Genomic DNA, 16,639 nt, shown 5'->3' on the forward strand with positions numbered 1-16,639 from the left:
TGGTTCAAATAAATACAACTTTATGTTTAATAACCTTGATGCTAAACATAATGGTAAGGACATATAACCACCTGTCGATATTAATACTTCGGTCTTTTTTTTTTTAGAAAAATGAAAGATTTGATTGTTAAAACTAAGATTTTAAAAATATTTAAAGGGAGTAAAAAAAAATTTGTTTTAAATGGATTTATATTAAATATTGTTAAGTCATAATCTTTTTGATTTAAAAATTTTAAGCCTCTATTATCAGAAGTCACAGAAACTTCATTAAGATCTTTTAAATGTTGATATAATATAGTTGCTGGTACAACATGGCCACCTGAACCACCTGTGCTTATTAAAATTTTTTTTTTCATCTAATTAACTTTTCTCTTAGTTAAATTTAATATTATGCCAGACAGAATAGACACACCAATAATTGATGAGCCTCCATAGCTTAAGAATGGTAACGTCATGCCCGTAGTTGGAAATAATCTGATATTCACACCAAAATGTATTAAGGCTTGAAAAATTAATAAACTTATAATCCCAGTTAATACTAATTTTATTTTTTCACTTTTTTCTAAATATATTTTTTTAAAGACAGTATAGATAAAAAATAGAAACAGGATTAACAATAATATAATAGCAATCACACCAAATTCTTCTGAAATTACTGATACTATATAATCAGTATGTGCTTCTGGAACTCTATTTTTTAATGTGCCCTCTCCTATTCCTTTTCCAAAATAACCTCCACTACTTATTGCATCTATTGCTTTATCGGACTGAAAATTATGTGTGCCGCTATTTGGATTAAAAAAAGATAAAATACGACTTTTTATATACAAAAATTTTGGAATAAAAAAAATCATGTAAATAAATATTGATAATAGAAAACTTAGGGCACCAATTATTATTGGTAAGCTGATACCTGATACAAAAATTAATGTAGCCCAAGACAAAAATACCAAAAGAGTCTGGCCAATATCAGGTTGAATTATCAATAAAAAGATTATTGGTAGGATTGCTATAAAACTCATTATGTATTTAAAAAAAATATTAAAATTTTTTTCTATACATAAAATAGTGGCGATAAAAATAATGACGAAGGGTTTTACAAGTTCAATTGGCTGAAACCTTGGCAGAAAAAAAAGATTAAGCCACCTTCTAGATCCTTTTACTTCAACTCCGATAATTGGTACTAAAATCAAAAAAAAAATGGAAATGAAAAATAGATATAAAGATATCTTAAAAAGATTTTTTTCACTTAATGAAGAAAAAAAAATTAATACACCCATACCTAATAATATAAATATTAAATGCTTAAAGAAAAAAAAATAATTATTAGTATCTAGTTTATCAGAGGCTATTAATGAGGTTGATACTAAAGAAAAAAATAATCCTAAACCAAATAAAAAAATAATTAATAAGAACAAAGTTTTATCTATATTTTTCCACCACTCATAATAAAATTTATATAACTCGTTAAAGTTTAACATTTATATATTTATTAATAATTTTGTTAAAATATTTTCCTCTTTCTTCAAAATTTTTAAAACTATCAAAAGAGGCTGCTGCAGGACTAAAAAGTATTATTTTATGTTTTATTTTATGATCTGATTTTATATCTATGAATATTTTTTTTATTAAATCTTTAAGATTAAAAAAAGACTCATTTTTCATTAATTTTTTTATTTTATTTATAAAAAAAATTTTATCTTTTCCAAAAATGTATGCTTTAATATTTTTATTATTTCTTTTATTTAACAATAGTTTATCTCCTTTCTTTGCTAGCCCTCCTACTATCCAATATACATTAGATAATGAACTTAATAGACTTACAGAAGAAGAAAAAGAAGTTGCTTTTGAGTCATTGATGATTGTCAATCTATTTGAATTATAGATTATTTGTTGTCTAAAATTAAGCCCCTTAAATTTTTCCAATGTTCTAAATAAAACATCTTTTTTAAGCTTTAATATATCTGCAACTACTAAAACAAACTTTAAGTTTTCTTTATTACCTTCTGTTAAAAAATATTGATTTTTGATCCTTGAAATAGCATTAATATTCGTCTTTTTACTTATCTTGATTATTTTTACTAAAAACTTTTTTAATTTTAGATAACGTTTTATGTAAAAATTATCATAATTTAAAATAGCCAAATCATCTTTTGATTGACTTTTAATCAGTTTAAATTTTGCATTTATATATCCATTAATAGTCTTGTGTCTATCTAGGTGATCTGGCGATATATTTAAAATCATCGATATATTTGATTTAAACAATTTACTGTATGCTAACTGGTATGATGAAGCCTCAATTATGAAAATTGTCTTATTAGTTATGTTTTTCTCTAATAAAACAGGGTTGCCAATATTACCTACTAATCGAACGTCTATCTTTTGAGCCTTTATAACTTCATATAGAATTTTAGCAGTCGTAGATTTACCATTGGTACCAGTTATAGTTATTTTATAATTGTATTTATAATTGTTGAAAAAAATATCTAAATCTGTGTGGATTTTATTATAATTTTTTTTTAAAAAATTACTTAATTTACATTTATTAATATCTATTCCTGGACTAAGTATTATGTAATCAAATTCTATTTTTCTAATTTTTCCATAATTCTTATTTTTTTTGTCATCATATTCAATAACTTCGTTATTTCTTTTTAAAAATTTTGATGCTGATAATCCACTTTTGCCTAAACCATAAATTAAAATTTTTTTGTTATTGAAAATATTATGAGACTCTAACATTATCTAAGTTTCAAAGTCGCTAAACCTATCATTGCAAGAATTATTGAAATTATCCAAAATCTAATAACTACTGTTGACTCTGGCCAACCTTTTTTTTCAAAATGATGATGAATGGGTGCCATTCTAAAAATTCTTTTTCCTGTTAATTTAAATGATATAACCTGAACAATAACTGATACTGCTTCTATCACAAACAGGCCACCTGTAATCGCTAGAACAAACTCATGCTTAGTAATTATTCCAATCGCTCCTAATGAGCCTCCTAATGCTAAAGATCCTGTGTCACCCATAAATATTTTTGCAGGTGGCGCATTAAACCATAAAAACCCCAGACAAGCTCCAATAATTGATCCACAAAAAACAGCTACCTCGCCCATACCTTCCAAATAAGGAATGTTTAAGTATTCAGAAAATACAATATTGCCAGTTACATAACTTATAAATGCAAAACATCCTGCAACCAATATAACGGGTACAGTAGCTAAACCATCAAGACCATCTGTTAAATTGACTGCATTTGATGAGCCAACAATTATAAATATAGAAAATGGTATAAAGAACCAACCCAGGTTAATAATCAGGTTTTTAAAAAATGGAAAATATAAATTTGTTAATTCAGTATCTTGTGAAAAATGTGCCAATCCCCAAATTCCAACTAAAGCTATTATTATTTGTGAAATAATTTTGAACCTAAAAGATATGCCAGATGAATTCTTAAATTTAATTTTTTTATAATCGTCATAAGCCCCCAATGAGCCATAACTACTTACTATGAAAAGTAAAAACCATATATGATAATTGGTTAAGTCTCCCCAAAGTAATATCCCTGAAAACAAACCTAATAATATTAAAACACCTCCCATTGTGGGAGTACCAATTTTTTTTATAATATGGTCACTTGGACCATCATCCCTAATTGGGTTTAAAATTTGTCTTGCTGAAAAAAACTTTATAAATGGAGTGCCTATTAACAACACAACAAACATTGAAGTAAACATGGCTAAACCAGTTCTAAATGTTAAATATTTAAAAACATTTAAAAAACCAAATTGATCAACTAAATCAACAATAAGACTATAAAGCATTAATTTTTCCGATTTTTATTTGTTTAACAAGAGTATTAAGTCCTGTTGAGTTTGAGCCCTTAATCATTAAATAATCATTATTATTTAATGAATTTTTAATCAAATCAAATATTTGAGTTTCATTTTTTAAGATTAATCCTTTTTTATCTTTATTTAACATCTTATGGGTTATCTTAATATCTTTACCAAAAACATTGATGTTTTTAAGTGATAGCTTGTTAATACTCTTGCCAATTGCCAAATGTAATGATTTTGAATATTTTCCAAGTTCTAACATATCTCCAAGAATTAAGTGTTTTTTAGAGTTTACTATTTTAATATTGTCAAAATTATTTAATGCTGACTTTAAGGACAATGGATTTGAATTATAGCTCTCATCTATTAAATAAAATGATTTTTTAGTTAATTTAATTTTTTGTATATCACCTCTTCCTTGTGGTTTTTTATAATCATAAAAAATATTTTTATTTAGACTATTTATATTCATAAAAATTGAAATAATTGTAATTGATGCCAATATATTTTTTAAGTCATTTTCAAAAATAGAATTGACATAAAAAAAAGTTTTTACATTATTAACTTTTATAAATATTTTGAACTTCGACTTAACTTTAATGATTGATATTAAGCTGATATCTGAACTTTTATCTTTCAAGCTAAATGATAAAGTTTTTAACTTTCTTTTTTGAGCTAGTTTTTTATGAAAACTAAAGAAATTGTCATCTCGATTTAGAACAAGATAACCATTACTTTTTATATTGTTAATAATTTCAGATTTAGCAAGTGCTATTTCATTAATATTTTTAAAATTTTTTATGTGGGCATGAGATATATTTGTAATAACTCCTACATCTGGTTTTATTATTCTTGACAATTCTTCTATTTCACCTTTTTTATCCATTCCAATTTCAAATATGCCAAAATCATCATTGGCTTGTAAGTTAAATAAACTCAAAGGAACACCAAATTTATTATTAAAAGATTTTGGAGAGTATGTGACTTGAGAAATTTTACCCAACGTTTTTCCTGTTAATTCTTTTAAAGAAGTTTTTCCACAACTTCCTGTTATTGCAATTATTTTTGTTGATAAACTATCTCTAAGTAATGAAGAAGCTTTTGTTAAAAAGTTTAAAGTATTTTTTACAATTATTTTTCTTTTTTCTTTTTTTCCTTCGCTAGCAACTACTAAACTTGCTCCTCTAGTAAATGCTTCTTTTACAAAAAAATTACCATTATTTTTTTTTCCTTTTATTGCAAAAAAAATATCATTTTTTTTTATCTCTTTAGAGTTTATTGATGCTTTTTTTATAGTTGTTTTTGGGTTTACTGAAATATAATTAGATAAATCATTTAAAATATTAATTTTTAAATTATCTGAGAGTATTTTATTTTTTAATTTAATATTTTTTAATATTTCTTTTTTATCAGAAAAAGCTTTTTTTTTAGTTCCATAGTCTTGTGTTTCTTCGTGACCCTTGCCAGCTACAACTAAAATATCTCCTATTTTTAAATTCAAAATTGCCTGCTTGATTGCTTTAGATCTATCTGCGATCTCATAAATCTTTGACTTTTCCATCTTTTTTTTAATATCTTTTCTAATATTGCTTGGATTCTCATTTCTAGGATTGTCGTCTGTTAAATAAATTTTTTCACAATATTGATTAGCAATCATCCCCATCACTACTCTCTTGCCCTTGTCTCTATTGCCACCACAACCAAAAACAATAGAAATCTTTTTATCTGCAAATTGTTCCTTCAAATTCAACAAACATGCCTTTAGTGCATCGGGTGTATGTGCATAATCAAGGATCACCTTAGAGTTATTTTTTATGTTACCTATTTTTTCAAGTCTCCCTCTAACAGGTTTAATATATCTAATAGAGTTTACTATTTTCTTAAATACTAAATTACTTTTTTCAGCAGCAAGCATTGCCATAAAAATATTTTTTAGTTGAATTTTTCCTATTAAATTTACTAAAATTTTATAAGTATTTTTTTTATACCTAATATAAATTAATTGCTTGTCGTCTTGATATTCAATTGAAATTAAACTTAAACTTAAGTTACTTTTTTTATTAGAAATAGTGTTAAGATTAAATTTACTCTTTAGTGCTATATTTTTAATTCTTTTATACTCTTGAATTGAATCGTCTGTAATTATATTTGCTTTTTTTTCTAATAGATTTCTAAATAAGTACAGCTTAGATTTTAAATAATCTTTGAAAGTTTTATGATAATCTAAATGATCACGAGATAAATTTGTAAATATTCCAGTTTTAAATTTTAAACCATCTAACCTATTTTGTTTTAATCCATGACTAGAAGCTTCCATTATAACATTATCAATATTTTTTTTTTTAAGATTTTTTAATACTTTGTTTAATCTTATAGGATCCATTGTTGTGTTAAATGACTTGGAGGTTGAATTATTTGTTTTAACCCCCAAGGTTCCTATTGATGCTACTTTAATTTTATTTAATTTCAAAATTTGAAAATAAAAATCTACAATAGATGATTTTCCATTTGTACCTGTTACTGCTATTAAATTATTAGGTTTGTTATTATTGGTTGCATAAGAAAATTCGGATAATGCTCTTCTGGCATTTGGTGTGTTTATAAATAATATTCCTTTTTTTATTCCTTCAAATTTTAATTCTGAAACAATTATTTTTGCACCATTTTTTATTGCATCATTTATGAAGAGAGTACCATTATTGATTGTGCCTTTAATGACGAAAAATATATAGTTATTTTTACATTGCTTACTATTAAAGCTAAATCCTGAAAAATAATAATTTTTGTATTCAGGTTTTATATTTTTAAAGAAATGCCCAATCTGCATATGAATTTCAATTTTCTATATGTTTTGTGGCCAAAATAGGCCCAATTCTTTCTATGATATTTCCAGCAACTTCAACAGAGGTCCAGCCAGCTGTATTATAAGGTGTGCCTTTTGTAGCTTGTTTTCCGTCTTTGTAATAATAAATATACTCACTATTAGTTTTAGGTTCATCTAATAAAACAATTAATGCGTACTTTGGTTTTGAAGTTGGAAATATAGAAGCAAACGTATTAACTTTTAAATTGGAATAACCACCTAAAGTAGTTTTTTGGGCCGTTCCAGTTTTGCCACCTACTTCATATCCATCTATGTTAGCTAATTCTGCGGTACCTTCTTTATTTGTAACAATTTTTCTCAGAATAAGATTTAATTTTTCTGAAATACCTTCCTTAATGACTCTGTTTTTATTCTTAATGTTGTCCTCATCTCTTTTAATTAAAGTAGGTTTAATGTCAAAACCACCATTTGTAATAATTGAATATCCCTTTGCAAGCTGTAGCGGTGTTGTAGTTATTCCATGTCCAAAAGAAACGGTAGCTAATTTACATTTTCCCCACTTGAACGGATATGGTTCTCCCACCTCTTCAATATCAAAATCAATTTTATTTAAAACTCCAACTTTATCTAAAAATGATTTAAGTTTATCTATTTCTAACTTTTGTCCAATTCTAACTGATCCTATATTGCCAGATCTAATTAAGATTTCTTCCACTGTTAAATCTGAAGGAATATTATCACTATACTCTCCAATAGGTTGACCAGCACAACGAATTGATTTTGGCAAATCTAAAAACTCGGTATCAACATCTATTAAATCTTGGTCTAATCCAGCAGCAACTGTAAATGTTTTAAAAACTGAGCCTAGCTCATAAACGCCTTTGGTTGCTCTATTGATAAAATCCAAATCTACAATTTTTTCTCTCTTGTTAAGGTCAAAATCAGGATATGAGACCATAGAAATAATTTCTCCATTATTTACATTCATTAAAATCGCAGCCGCACCTTTACTTCTAAAAATTGTATTAAATTTTATAAGTTGTTCTCTGACTAAGAATTGCACGTCCGTATCAACAGTTAATTTAAGTGGTTCTTTTTTTTTCTTCAATCTATCGTCAAATGATTTCTCAATACCTGATATACCTTGGTTATCATCATCTATCTGACCAATAATATGACTAAAAAGATTTTTTTGAGGATAGACTCTAGCCAACTTCTCTTCTGGTACTATTGATTTATCTCCAAGTAACATGATTTTTTCATAATTTTCTAGAGATATTTTTTTTTCAAAATAAAAAAATTTATTTTGATCAATTTTTTTTTTAATTTCTAAATAATTCTTTTTGGGAAACAACAATTTTAAATTTATTAAAAGTTTTTGTTTATCTATAATTTCAACAGGATTAATACCAATATCAATAGAGCTAACAGTTTTGGCTAAATAATTGCCATTTCTATCCATTATATCTGCTCTGTAATTTTTTATATTAGAAACTGGTGTAACTTTTTTAACTTGTTTTAATGAGCCTAAGTGAAGAAGCTGAATAGAAAATATTATTGAAATAACTAGAAATACAAAAAAGATAAATGCAATTCTATTAAACTCTATGTTGAGATTTGTTTTACTTTTTTTATATGAAAATTTATTTTCATATTCTTCTAAAATTATATTACTTTTCTTGTGATCCATTTTTATCTTTAATTAAGTTATTTGTGACTATTTGATCATTATTTTCTCTTAATTCTTTAATTTGAGTAATATCTATTTTGATTAAATCCTTTTCAAAATATTGATTTTGATATTGAGTTAACTTTTCTGGAGAAGTCAGGAAATTATATTCTAATAATGCTTCACCAAGTTCTGTTTTTAAAGGCCTAATATTTTCTTTTAATACAAAAATTTTATCTTCAATTTCTTTTGTAGAATTTTTCACAATTGAAGTAGCTAAAACCAATATTAAAATTGTTAAAAATGCTATTTTCTTCATAATTTTTGTGAAAAATTTTCAATTTTAATTAAATGATCAAATTTTTCTAAAATATCTGTTTCAAAATGATAAAAATCCTCTTTTTTTATGACGTATCTTAATTTTGCTGATCTAGATGGTGGATTTTCTTTAATTTCTTTTTCACTAGGTACAATAGGTTTCTTATTAAGAGACTTAAATAAATTAACTTTTTCTTCACCTTTAGGCATGTATCTTGAAACACTTTTGTTTTCAGACAAGCTTTTAAAAAAGTATTTTACTATTTTATCTTCAAGTGAATGAAATGTTACAACCGCTATAACTCCATCTTTTTTGACTATTTTGGCTGCATTAATTAACCCATAAATTAATTCACTTATTTCTTTATTAACAAATATTCTTAGTGCTTGAAAAATTTTTGTAGCGCTATGGGTTTTACTATTATTTTTTCTTTTTGAAGACTCAATTATCCTTACTAGCTCCTCTGTTGTAATTTCTCTTTTAGCCCTATCTTCCACAATATTGTGCGCTATTCGATTGCTGTCTTTTTCTTCACCAAAATACTTAAATATTTTTGCAAGTTCGACTTTGTCTAGAGTATTTATTGCCTCTTTGGCTGAAAACTCATTTATTCCCATCTTCATATTGAGTGCACCAACAGTCTCAAAAGAAAGCCCTTTTTTTGGATCCTTTATTTGATTAAGCGAATAACCTAAGTCAAAGATCACTCCTCTTATATTTTCATTTTTAAGCTTTAAATTATTTAACTGGCTAAATTTAATGTTCTTAAATAAAAACCTATCTTCAAAAGAACTTTGAATTATATTTGCTTTTTTTTGACTTTCTAAATCTCTATCTAGTGCAATTACTTTTGTTTCAGCAAAATTTAATATTTTTTTAGAGTATCCACCTTGACCAAAGGTGCAGTCAATAAATGTGCCACCATATTGAGGGGTAATAATGCTAATTAATTCACTTAGCAGTACCGGATAATGACTTCTCACATCTGGTACTATGGTGGCTATCATTTATTTTTTTGAAGACCATTAATTCTTTTGTCTTCTTAAAAATGCTGGAATTTCAAGATCATCATCTTCAGAGTTATTTTCATTATTCTCTGACGATAAAAAACTATCTGATTCATTTTGTTCATTATCTGAACTAAATAAATCTGGAGCTGCATCTTCATCCACACCAAAGTTTTCAAGTCCATTGGAAGTTTGCTCAGTTTCTAATGGCATATTGCTCTCTTCAGTCTCAACTGTGGTATTGAACGCTTCTTCAGTAAAAGATTGCTCATGATCAGCTGTATGATTATTTTCAACAACGCTTTCAACCTCTTGTGAGTGTAAATTTTGTTGATTAATCATATCTGAAGTTGATTTATCTAAACTTGGCTCTGCAATAACTTCATTTTCTAACTTCAATGCATTTGCGCCATGTGAAATGGGATTAGACATTGTTGGAGAAAAATTAAATGATTGAGCTGAACTAGCACTACCAAAGTCTGAATAACCTGGGTTTCTGTTTTGTATCCTATGAACCATATTAATTACAGATTTACCTTCAGGTTGTTGACCATCTAGTGATGTTGCGACAATAGATACTCTCATTTTACCATCTAGCTCTGCTGAGGTAATTGCACCAATAATTAATTCTGCTTCTGGATCAACTTCAGCTCTTACTTTATTTACTGCTTCATCAACTTCAAAAAGTTTAAGATCTTTTCCACCAGTGATGTTCACTAATAATCCTTTGGCTCCTTTTAAAGTATAATCATCAATCAATGGATTACTTATTGCCATCTCTGCGGCTTTTATAGCTCTACCTTCTCCTTCAGCCTCTCCTGTACCCATCATTGCTTTACCCATTGAGGCCATAACAGTTTCAACATCCGCAAAATCCAAGTTGATTAAACCAGGTCTGACCATAAGATCAGTTATACTTTGAACACCGTGCATCAAGACATTATTTGAAAGATTAAAAGATTCTTCAAATGTAGTTTGTTCATTTGCAATCTTAAATAAATTTTGATTTGGAATAACAATAATTGTGTCTACATGTTTTCTTAATTCTTCAAGTCCTTGTTGAGCTCTTCTCATTCTTGAAGGGCCTTCATATAGAAATGGTAATGTGACAACGCCAACTGTTAAAATATTTAATTCTTTTGCAGCTCTTGCGATAACATGTGCGGCACCCGTTCCAGTTCCACCACCCATACCTGCAGTTATAAATACCATATTTGCACCTTGAAGAGTGTTTACAATATCATTTAAAGATTCATCTGCAGCTGCTTGACCAATATCAAGTTTTGCTCCAGCACCTAAACCTTTAGTTAAATTTAATCCTATTTGAATTCTTGCTTTTGCTTTACTTAATTTTAAATCCTGAGCATCAGTGTTGACAGCAATAAACTCTACACCTTGTAGACCATTATCTATCATTTCATTGATTGCATTTCCTCCTGCCCCACCAACACCTAAAACTAATAATCTTGGTTGTAATTCTTTTATCTCTGGCGCTTTAAAGTTAATTGTCATTTTTATTTCCCCTCATTGTTATTAAAATGTTTTTCCCATTTAAGGCTTGCTCTATTTATGTTTGCTTTTTTTCTAGCTATCACCTTAAATTTTTCAAATGCAGTCGGTTCCCATATTTGGAATGTTTGACCTTGACCAACAAATAACATGCTGTTTTTAATTTTTGCGTGTTTTAATAATTTTGTAGATAAAGAAATTCTACCTTCACTATCGAATTGTAAATTAACACTATCAGATAAAACTGATGTGGAAAAAAAATCTCTATTTTCTTCAAAGGGGCTTAAAGAGTCTATGCTTGCTGAAAGTTTTTCAATTCTATCTTGTGAGCAAGCTTCAATAGATTGATTGTTAAATGATGGATAACAAATAACCCCGTTATATCCTAAATTAGAAAGATGAGATCTAAAACTAGCAGGCACGGACACCCTTCCCTTTTTGTCTATTTTGTTCTCGTAAGTAGATAAAAACATTTTTTTTATATTTCATAAATTCCATATTTGGGAATATATGGGATATTATGGGTTTTTGAACATACTGTCAATATGTTCATTTTAGCCTTATTTGATGAAGTTTATGCTCAATTTGTTGTCTATCTCTTTAGAGTTTTAATTCAATTTTTAAGTTTGAAACTAATACAATTGTAGGATTAAAAATAAGAACATAAATGATTCAATTATGAATCAAAAGGTGAACACCTATTTTATTATTAAGCATTAGTTGTGGATAAGTTTGCTAGACGAACTATAAGCCGGGTTCTGTCATTAAAACTTATCATTTCTCTAGGCTTAAGATCACTCTTAAGCTCAAGCAACTAACCCTGATGACTAGCCAAAGACGGCTTTTAGTTTTGCAACAATGTCATCTCTACTTAGTCTTGCTCCCAGTGGGGTTTTCCAGCGTTCATTGTTACCAATAGAACCGGTGTGCTCTTACCACACCTTTTCACCCTTGCCATGTTATGGCGGTATATTTTCTGTGGCACTATCCCTAGGGTTTCCCCCGCCAGGTATTACCTGGCACTGTGTCTTTGCGGAGCCCGGACTTTCCTCTTTAATAAAATTAAAGCGATAAGTCGTTCATCTAGCATTTATAATTTATTACTAAACTCAAAAACTTCAAGAAAAATTTATTTAAATTCTCCAACAAGATTTTTACTAATAAGCAAGCATTCTCGATCGATTTTACCATTAACTAATTCTTGTCTGAACCTTCTTTGAAATGCTTTTGCTAATTCTCTTAAATATTTTACTCTATTAATATTTAACGGTTTCTTTTTTGAATACCCAATCTTGAATAAATTTTTATAGAAAAAAGTTTCTTCTTCCTTGTGTATCTTAAGTTTTCTATTTTTTATCAGTTCTTGCTTGTCCTTTAATGTATGCCATGCCCCTATATTTTTTTTTGATAAATATTCCCAAGGAAACTTTTCTCCCGGATCTTTCTTTCTTTGTGGGGCTATATCTGAGTGTCCTAAAATATTTTTAGGAAGAATATTGTATCTCTTTATTAATGATTTAGTTAATTTTAAAAGTGAAGATATTTGTTTTTGTTTGAATTTTTTATAACCATGCTCATGTCCTGGATTTGTAATTTCAATTCCAATAGAGTTTTGATTTAAAGATTTATAATTTTTCCATGAGGATTTTCCTGCATGCCATGCAATATATAAATCTGGTAACATATTTATAATCTCTCCATTATTTTTGATAAAATAATGACAGCTAACCTCAGATTGTATATCTGTAAGTCTCCTTAAAACATCAGATTCGCTTTTCATTCCCGTATAATGAAAAATAATGAATTTGATTTGCTTAGATGATCTTTTCTTTGGATTAAAGTTAGGTGAGTAGTTTAATGCTATCTTTAGAGCCATTTTTGGGTCATATTTATAACTAATTCTAGATTTACTTTGAGATTATATACATTATATAATTAAACAATAATGAAAAAATTTTTATTAACTTCACTAATTAGTTTAATGTTAGTCACCAATGTAAGTGCTGATACTGATGGTGAAAATAATATGTCTAACAAAAATTTGGGAGAAGTAAAAGATTGTTTTGAGAGTGTAAATAGAGCAACTTTTAAATTTAATCAGGTTTTAGATGGTGTTGTTTTTGAGCCTCTTGCCAAAGCCTATAGGGTTTTGCCATCTCCAGTAAGAACTGGAACAAGTAATGCTTTAGATAATCTTTCAACACTTGTAACAATTCCTAATAATCTACTTCAAGGAGATTTTAAAAAAGCTACTGTTAATACTGGTAGGTTTATAGTTAATACAACTATTGGAGTTGTTGGAATATTTGATGTAGCAGAAAAAGTAGGTTTTCCAGAATATGAAAAAGAGGACTATGGTCAAACACTTGGTATTATGGGTGTTGGTGAAGGATGTTATGTAGTGCTTCCTGTTTTGGGGCCTTCAACTGTAAGAGACACGGTTGGTTCATTTGCAAATCTAATTGGTGGAGATCCTTGGTATAATGTTACTGCTGCAAATGATACTCAATATTTTTCTAATTTTGATTATTGGGCATCTAGAGCAGGAACTGGAATTGATTTTAGAGCAAAAAATATAGATTCTTTTGATAACCTAGAAAAAAACTCAATAGATTTTTATGCATCCGTTAGAAGTTTATATTTACAAGATAGACAACAAAAAATTGCAAACTCAAAGGCAATAACTGAAACCCAAAACGATAGTGATTGGGAAGAAATAGAAACTCAGTAAAAAAAATAAAACTTTATGAGATTAAAAAAGTTTTTAATATTTTCTTTTATCATAATAAATTTTGTTAGCTTTAATCAATCCTACTCGATGGAGCCCGATGTATTTGTTCAATCAACAGTAAATAGAGCTTCAGAAGCTTTAAATAATAAATATTCAAAAGAAGAGAAGATAGAAAAGCTAAAACAGATAGCAATTGAAACTGTTGATATAAATGGAATTGGTTCTTACACATTGGGCTCTTATAGAAAAAATATAAGTGAAAATGAAATACGTGAATATGAAACGCTTTTTAGGCAATATTTTTTAAAGAGCTTTTCTAGTAGATTGGCAGAGTATTCAAATCCTGAAATAGAGGTCATGTCTAAAGAAAAGCTAAGTGAAACATATACAATGGTTTCTAGTAAACTGGTTGGAACTGATCAAAGACCAGAGGTTAAAATTGATTGGAGAATTTATACCAAAAATCCTGAAAACCCTTTAATCAGAGATTTGATTATAGAGGGCTTAAGTCTTGCCAGAACACAAAAGGAAGAATTTTCATCTATCATCCAAAGCAACAATGGAGACATTAATGCTCTTTTTTCTAGTCTAAAAGAGTTCGTTAAATAATTTTTATAAAAGTTAATTTATGGTGGGCCCGCCAGGACTCGAACCTGGGACCAATACATTATGAGTGTACTGCTCTAACCAACTGAGCTACAGGCCCTGAAAATTAAACTTTAATTATATTATAATGCAACCGATGTCTAGTATAGGTAAAAAATAATGAGAATGGTGGGACTGGTTGGTTACGCTCCAACTACCCCTGCAATGTCAATGCAGTACTCTACTATTGAGCTACAGTCCCCTTGGAATTTTAACTTTCTAAAAAGCTTTTTAACTGCTTGGATCTGCTTGGGTGTTTTAATTTTCTTAGAGCTTTTGCTTCTATCTGTCTAATTCGCTCTCTAGTTACAGAAAACTGAAGACCTACTTCTTCAAGAGTATGATCTGTATTCATGCCAACTCCAAATCTCATTCTAAGAACTCTTTCTTCTCTTGGTGTTAGTGTTGATAAAATCTTAGTAGTTGCCTCACTTAAATTTGATTTAATGGCTTGCTCTAATGGGGCTAATGCTTTTGTGTCTTCAATAAAATCTCCTAAACTACTATCTTCTTCATCACCCACTGGCTTTTCAAGTGAAACTGGTTCTTTTGATATTTTTAAAACCTTTCTAACTTTATCTAGTGGCATTCTTAATTTTTTTGCTAATTCCTCAGGTGTCGCCTCTCTACCAAATTCACTTAAAATTAGTCTTTGTGTTCTAACAATTTTATTAATGGTTTCAATCATATGAACTGGAATTCTAATCGTTCGCGCTTGGTCAGCGATTGATCTTGTAATCGCTTGTCTTATCCACCATGTGGCATATGTTGAAAACTTATATCCCCTTCTATATTCAAATTTATCTACTGCCTTCATAAGACCGATGTTTCCTTCTTGAATAAGATCTAAGAATTGAAGTCCTCTGTTAGTATATTTTTTAGCAATAGAAATTACTAATCTCAAGTTAGCTTCAACCATTTCTTTTTTTGCTATTCTAGATTCTTTTTCACCTTTTTGTACTCTGCTTACTAATTTTTTATAATCTGTAACTGAGATTCCAAGCTTATGACTAATCTCAATTAATCTTTCTCTAATATTCTTAAATTCATCTTTGTTTTTTGAAAAAAACTGTTTCCACATAGGGTTAGTATCAAGAAATTTTTTAAGATTTGGATTAATTTCATTGCCTATATAAAACTTAATAAACTCATTTCTTGGAATTTTTTGATCCATTGCAAGTCTTAAAAGATTTCCCTCTAAAGAAACAATCTTTTTATTTTCTACATAATGTTTTTGAACTAATTCTTCTAATACAGATGGAGATAACTGAAGAGATTTAATATTTTCTAAAATATCACTTACAATTTTGTCATAGCCTTTTTCTTTGGCAGTTGAAAAACTGCCTGAATTTAAAATACAATCCAATTTCTCTTTTTGATATTTAATTAACTTTGCGTACTCTTTTGTTAGAGTATTTACTGTTTTTAAAACCTTTGGTTTAATTTCAGTTTCCATTGCAGCAAGTGTAGGATTGAATTCATCATCATCATTGCTATCTTCATTTTTATCTGTTTCACCTGAATTTCTTTGTTTAGCACTAGGACCTGTATTTTCATCCTCCATATAATTTGTATCAATATCAATAATTTCTCTTACTAGAATTTCATCTTTTTGAAGTTTTTCATCCCACTCAACAAATTGCTGTGCTGTAATTGGGCTTTGTGCTAATGCAATAAGCATTACATCTTTTCCAGCTTCTATTCTTTTAGCAATTGCAATTTCACCTTCACGAGATAAAAGTTCTACTCCACCCATCTCCCTTAAATACATTCTTATAGGATCATCACTCTTTTCAATAGTTTTGCCTTCTTCTTTAGAAGAGTTTTCTTTTTTTCTTAAAACTTTAAAATCTGATTTTTTTTCTACTAGAGAAACGCTCTCATCAAGAATGTGCATGAAAGCCTGTTCTAAATTCTCATTAGAAAGATTTCTTTTACCTAAAGATTTGTTTAACTCATCAAAAGTTATAAATCCTCTATGGGTTCCTCTACCCATAAGTCTAGCAAATGATTTTGTAATTATTCTTTCCACAATCGTATATATTTGAGAAGTCTTATATAAGCGCAATTTTAGAAAAATCCATGTATTT

General features: G+C 28.2%; 13 protein-coding genes, 2 tRNA genes, 1 other RNA gene and 1 pseudogene. 2 read left to right on the forward strand and 15 right to left on the reverse strand.

Annotated elements, in window-relative coordinates:
• Positions 1–3 precede the first annotated feature (3 nt).
• From AC5SL8_RS04830 to AC5SL8_RS04885, 12 genes and pseudogenes are all read right to left on the reverse strand, one after another.
• Positions 4–356, reverse strand: a pseudogene (locus AC5SL8_RS04830) (glycosyltransferase); the annotation flags it as partial.
• Positions 357–1,481 (reverse strand): FtsW/RodA/SpoVE family cell cycle protein, encoded by a 1,125-nt coding sequence (locus AC5SL8_RS04835; RefSeq protein WP_494579361.1) that lies wholly within the window; start codon positions 1,479–1,481, stop codon positions 357–359. It lies immediately after the preceding pseudogene.
• Complete coding sequence (gene murD, locus AC5SL8_RS04840; protein WP_494579363.1) at positions 1,468–2,745, reverse strand: UDP-N-acetylmuramoyl-L-alanine--D-glutamate ligase; 1,278 nt, start codon at positions 2,743–2,745, stop codon at positions 1,468–1,470. The genes AC5SL8_RS04835 and murD overlap by 14 nt, the downstream gene beginning before the upstream one ends.
• Positions 2,745–3,830 carry a phospho-N-acetylmuramoyl-pentapeptide-transferase gene (gene mraY / locus AC5SL8_RS04845; protein WP_494579365.1) on the reverse strand — a complete coding sequence of 362 codons (1,086 nt, stop codon included), beginning with the start codon at positions 3,828–3,830 and terminating at the stop codon, positions 2,745–2,747. Before mraY ends, murD begins: the two co-directional genes overlap by 1 nt.
• Positions 3,820–6,672 carry a UDP-N-acetylmuramoyl-L-alanyl-D-glutamate--2,6-diaminopimelate ligase gene (locus AC5SL8_RS04850; protein WP_494579366.1) on the reverse strand — a complete coding sequence of 951 codons (2,853 nt, stop codon included), beginning with the start codon at positions 6,670–6,672 and terminating at the stop codon, positions 3,820–3,822. Before AC5SL8_RS04850 ends, mraY begins: the two co-directional genes overlap by 11 nt.
• Positions 6,673–6,679: 7 nt before the next feature.
• Positions 6,680–8,359, reverse strand: a complete 1,680-nt coding sequence (locus AC5SL8_RS04855; protein WP_494579368.1) for a peptidoglycan D,D-transpeptidase FtsI family protein — start codon at positions 8,357–8,359, stop codon at positions 6,680–6,682.
• Positions 8,340–8,657: a cell division protein FtsL gene (locus AC5SL8_RS04860; RefSeq protein ID WP_494579370.1), complete on the reverse strand. Its 318-nt coding sequence runs from the start codon at positions 8,655–8,657 to the stop codon at positions 8,340–8,342. The genes AC5SL8_RS04855 and AC5SL8_RS04860 overlap by 20 nt, the downstream gene beginning before the upstream one ends.
• Positions 8,654–9,664 (reverse strand): 16S rRNA (cytosine(1402)-N(4))-methyltransferase RsmH, encoded by a 1,011-nt coding sequence (gene rsmH, locus AC5SL8_RS04865; RefSeq protein WP_494579371.1) that lies wholly within the window; start codon positions 9,662–9,664, stop codon positions 8,654–8,656. The genes AC5SL8_RS04860 and rsmH overlap by 4 nt, the downstream gene beginning before the upstream one ends.
• An 18-nt stretch (positions 9,665–9,682) precedes the next feature.
• Complete coding sequence (gene ftsZ / locus AC5SL8_RS04870) at positions 9,683–11,176, reverse strand: cell division protein FtsZ (protein WP_494579373.1); 1,494 nt, start codon at positions 11,174–11,176, stop codon at positions 9,683–9,685.
• A 2-nt stretch (positions 11,177–11,178) separates the two neighbouring features.
• On the reverse strand, positions 11,179–11,646 hold the full coding sequence (mraZ, locus tag AC5SL8_RS04875; RefSeq protein WP_494579375.1) for a division/cell wall cluster transcriptional repressor MraZ: 468 nt from the start codon (positions 11,644–11,646) through the stop codon (positions 11,179–11,181).
• 258 nt (positions 11,647–11,904) lie between these two features.
• Positions 11,905–12,260: RNase P RNA component class A (gene rnpB, locus AC5SL8_RS04880), an RNA gene on the reverse strand.
• Positions 12,261–12,302: 42 nt separating this feature from the next.
• Entirely contained in the window at positions 12,303–13,049 is a 747-nt protein-coding gene (locus tag AC5SL8_RS04885) for an N-acetylmuramoyl-L-alanine amidase (protein ID WP_494579377.1), read from the reverse strand.
• 69 nt (positions 13,050–13,118) lie between these two features.
• Here AC5SL8_RS04885 and AC5SL8_RS04890 point away from each other — a divergent pair, with 69 nt between their 5' ends.
• Both AC5SL8_RS04890 and AC5SL8_RS04895 read left to right on the forward strand, forming a co-directional pair.
• Positions 13,119–13,904 (forward strand): MlaA family lipoprotein, encoded by a 786-nt coding sequence (locus AC5SL8_RS04890; protein ID WP_494579378.1) that lies wholly within the window; start codon positions 13,119–13,121, stop codon positions 13,902–13,904.
• A gap of 15 nt (positions 13,905–13,919) precedes the next feature.
• A complete protein-coding gene (locus AC5SL8_RS04895) occupies positions 13,920–14,513 on the forward strand; it encodes an MlaC/ttg2D family ABC transporter substrate-binding protein (RefSeq protein ID WP_494579380.1) in 594 nt (197 codons plus the stop codon).
• Positions 14,514–14,533: 20 nt separating this feature from the next.
• Here AC5SL8_RS04895 and AC5SL8_RS04900 read toward each other — a convergent pair.
• The 3 genes from AC5SL8_RS04900 to rpoD form a co-directional block, all read right to left on the reverse strand.
• Positions 14,534–14,610, reverse strand: a tRNA-Ile gene (locus AC5SL8_RS04900).
• Between the two features lie 66 nt (positions 14,611–14,676).
• Positions 14,677–14,751, reverse strand: a tRNA-Val gene (locus AC5SL8_RS04905).
• A 9-nt stretch (positions 14,752–14,760) separates the two neighbouring features.
• Positions 14,761–16,581, reverse strand: a complete 1,821-nt coding sequence (rpoD, locus tag AC5SL8_RS04910; protein WP_494579381.1) for an RNA polymerase sigma factor RpoD — start codon at positions 16,579–16,581, stop codon at positions 14,761–14,763.
• Positions 16,582–16,639 lie beyond the last annotated feature (58 nt).

Source organism: Candidatus Pelagibacter sp. PS_41, assembly GCF_059417725.1.

Excerpts from the sequence above, each read along its gene's own strand:
- AC5SL8_RS04835 (WP_494579361.1), bottom strand. The coding sequence starts at position 1,481 with ATGTTAAACTTTAACGAGTTATATAAATTTTATTATGAGTGGTGGAAA.
- murD (WP_494579363.1), bottom strand. The coding sequence starts at position 2,745 with ATGTTAGAGTCTCATAATATTTTCAATAACAAAAAAATTTTAATTTAT.
- mraY (WP_494579365.1), bottom strand. The coding sequence starts at position 3,830 with ATGCTTTATAGTCTTATTGTTGATTTAGTTGATCAATTTGGTTTTTTA.
- AC5SL8_RS04850 (WP_494579366.1), bottom strand. The coding sequence starts at position 6,672 with ATGCAGATTGGGCATTTCTTTAAAAATATAAAACCTGAATACAAAAAT.
- AC5SL8_RS04855 (WP_494579368.1), bottom strand. The coding sequence starts at position 8,359 with ATGGATCACAAGAAAAGTAATATAATTTTAGAAGAATATGAAAATAAA.
- AC5SL8_RS04860 (WP_494579370.1), bottom strand. The coding sequence starts at position 8,657 with ATGAAGAAAATAGCATTTTTAACAATTTTAATATTGGTTTTAGCTACT.
- rsmH (WP_494579371.1), bottom strand. The coding sequence starts at position 9,664 with ATGATAGCCACCATAGTACCAGATGTGAGAAGTCATTATCCGGTACTG.
- ftsZ (WP_494579373.1), bottom strand. The coding sequence starts at position 11,176 with ATGACAATTAACTTTAAAGCGCCAGAGATAAAAGAATTACAACCAAGA.
- mraZ (WP_494579375.1), bottom strand. The coding sequence starts at position 11,646 with ATGTTTTTATCTACTTACGAGAACAAAATAGACAAAAAGGGAAGGGTG.
- AC5SL8_RS04885 (WP_494579377.1), bottom strand. The coding sequence starts at position 13,049 with ATGGCTCTAAAGATAGCATTAAACTACTCACCTAACTTTAATCCAAAG.
- AC5SL8_RS04890 (WP_494579378.1), top strand. The coding sequence starts at position 13,119 with ATGAAAAAATTTTTATTAACTTCACTAATTAGTTTAATGTTAGTCACC.
- AC5SL8_RS04895 (WP_494579380.1), top strand. The coding sequence starts at position 13,920 with ATGAGATTAAAAAAGTTTTTAATATTTTCTTTTATCATAATAAATTTT.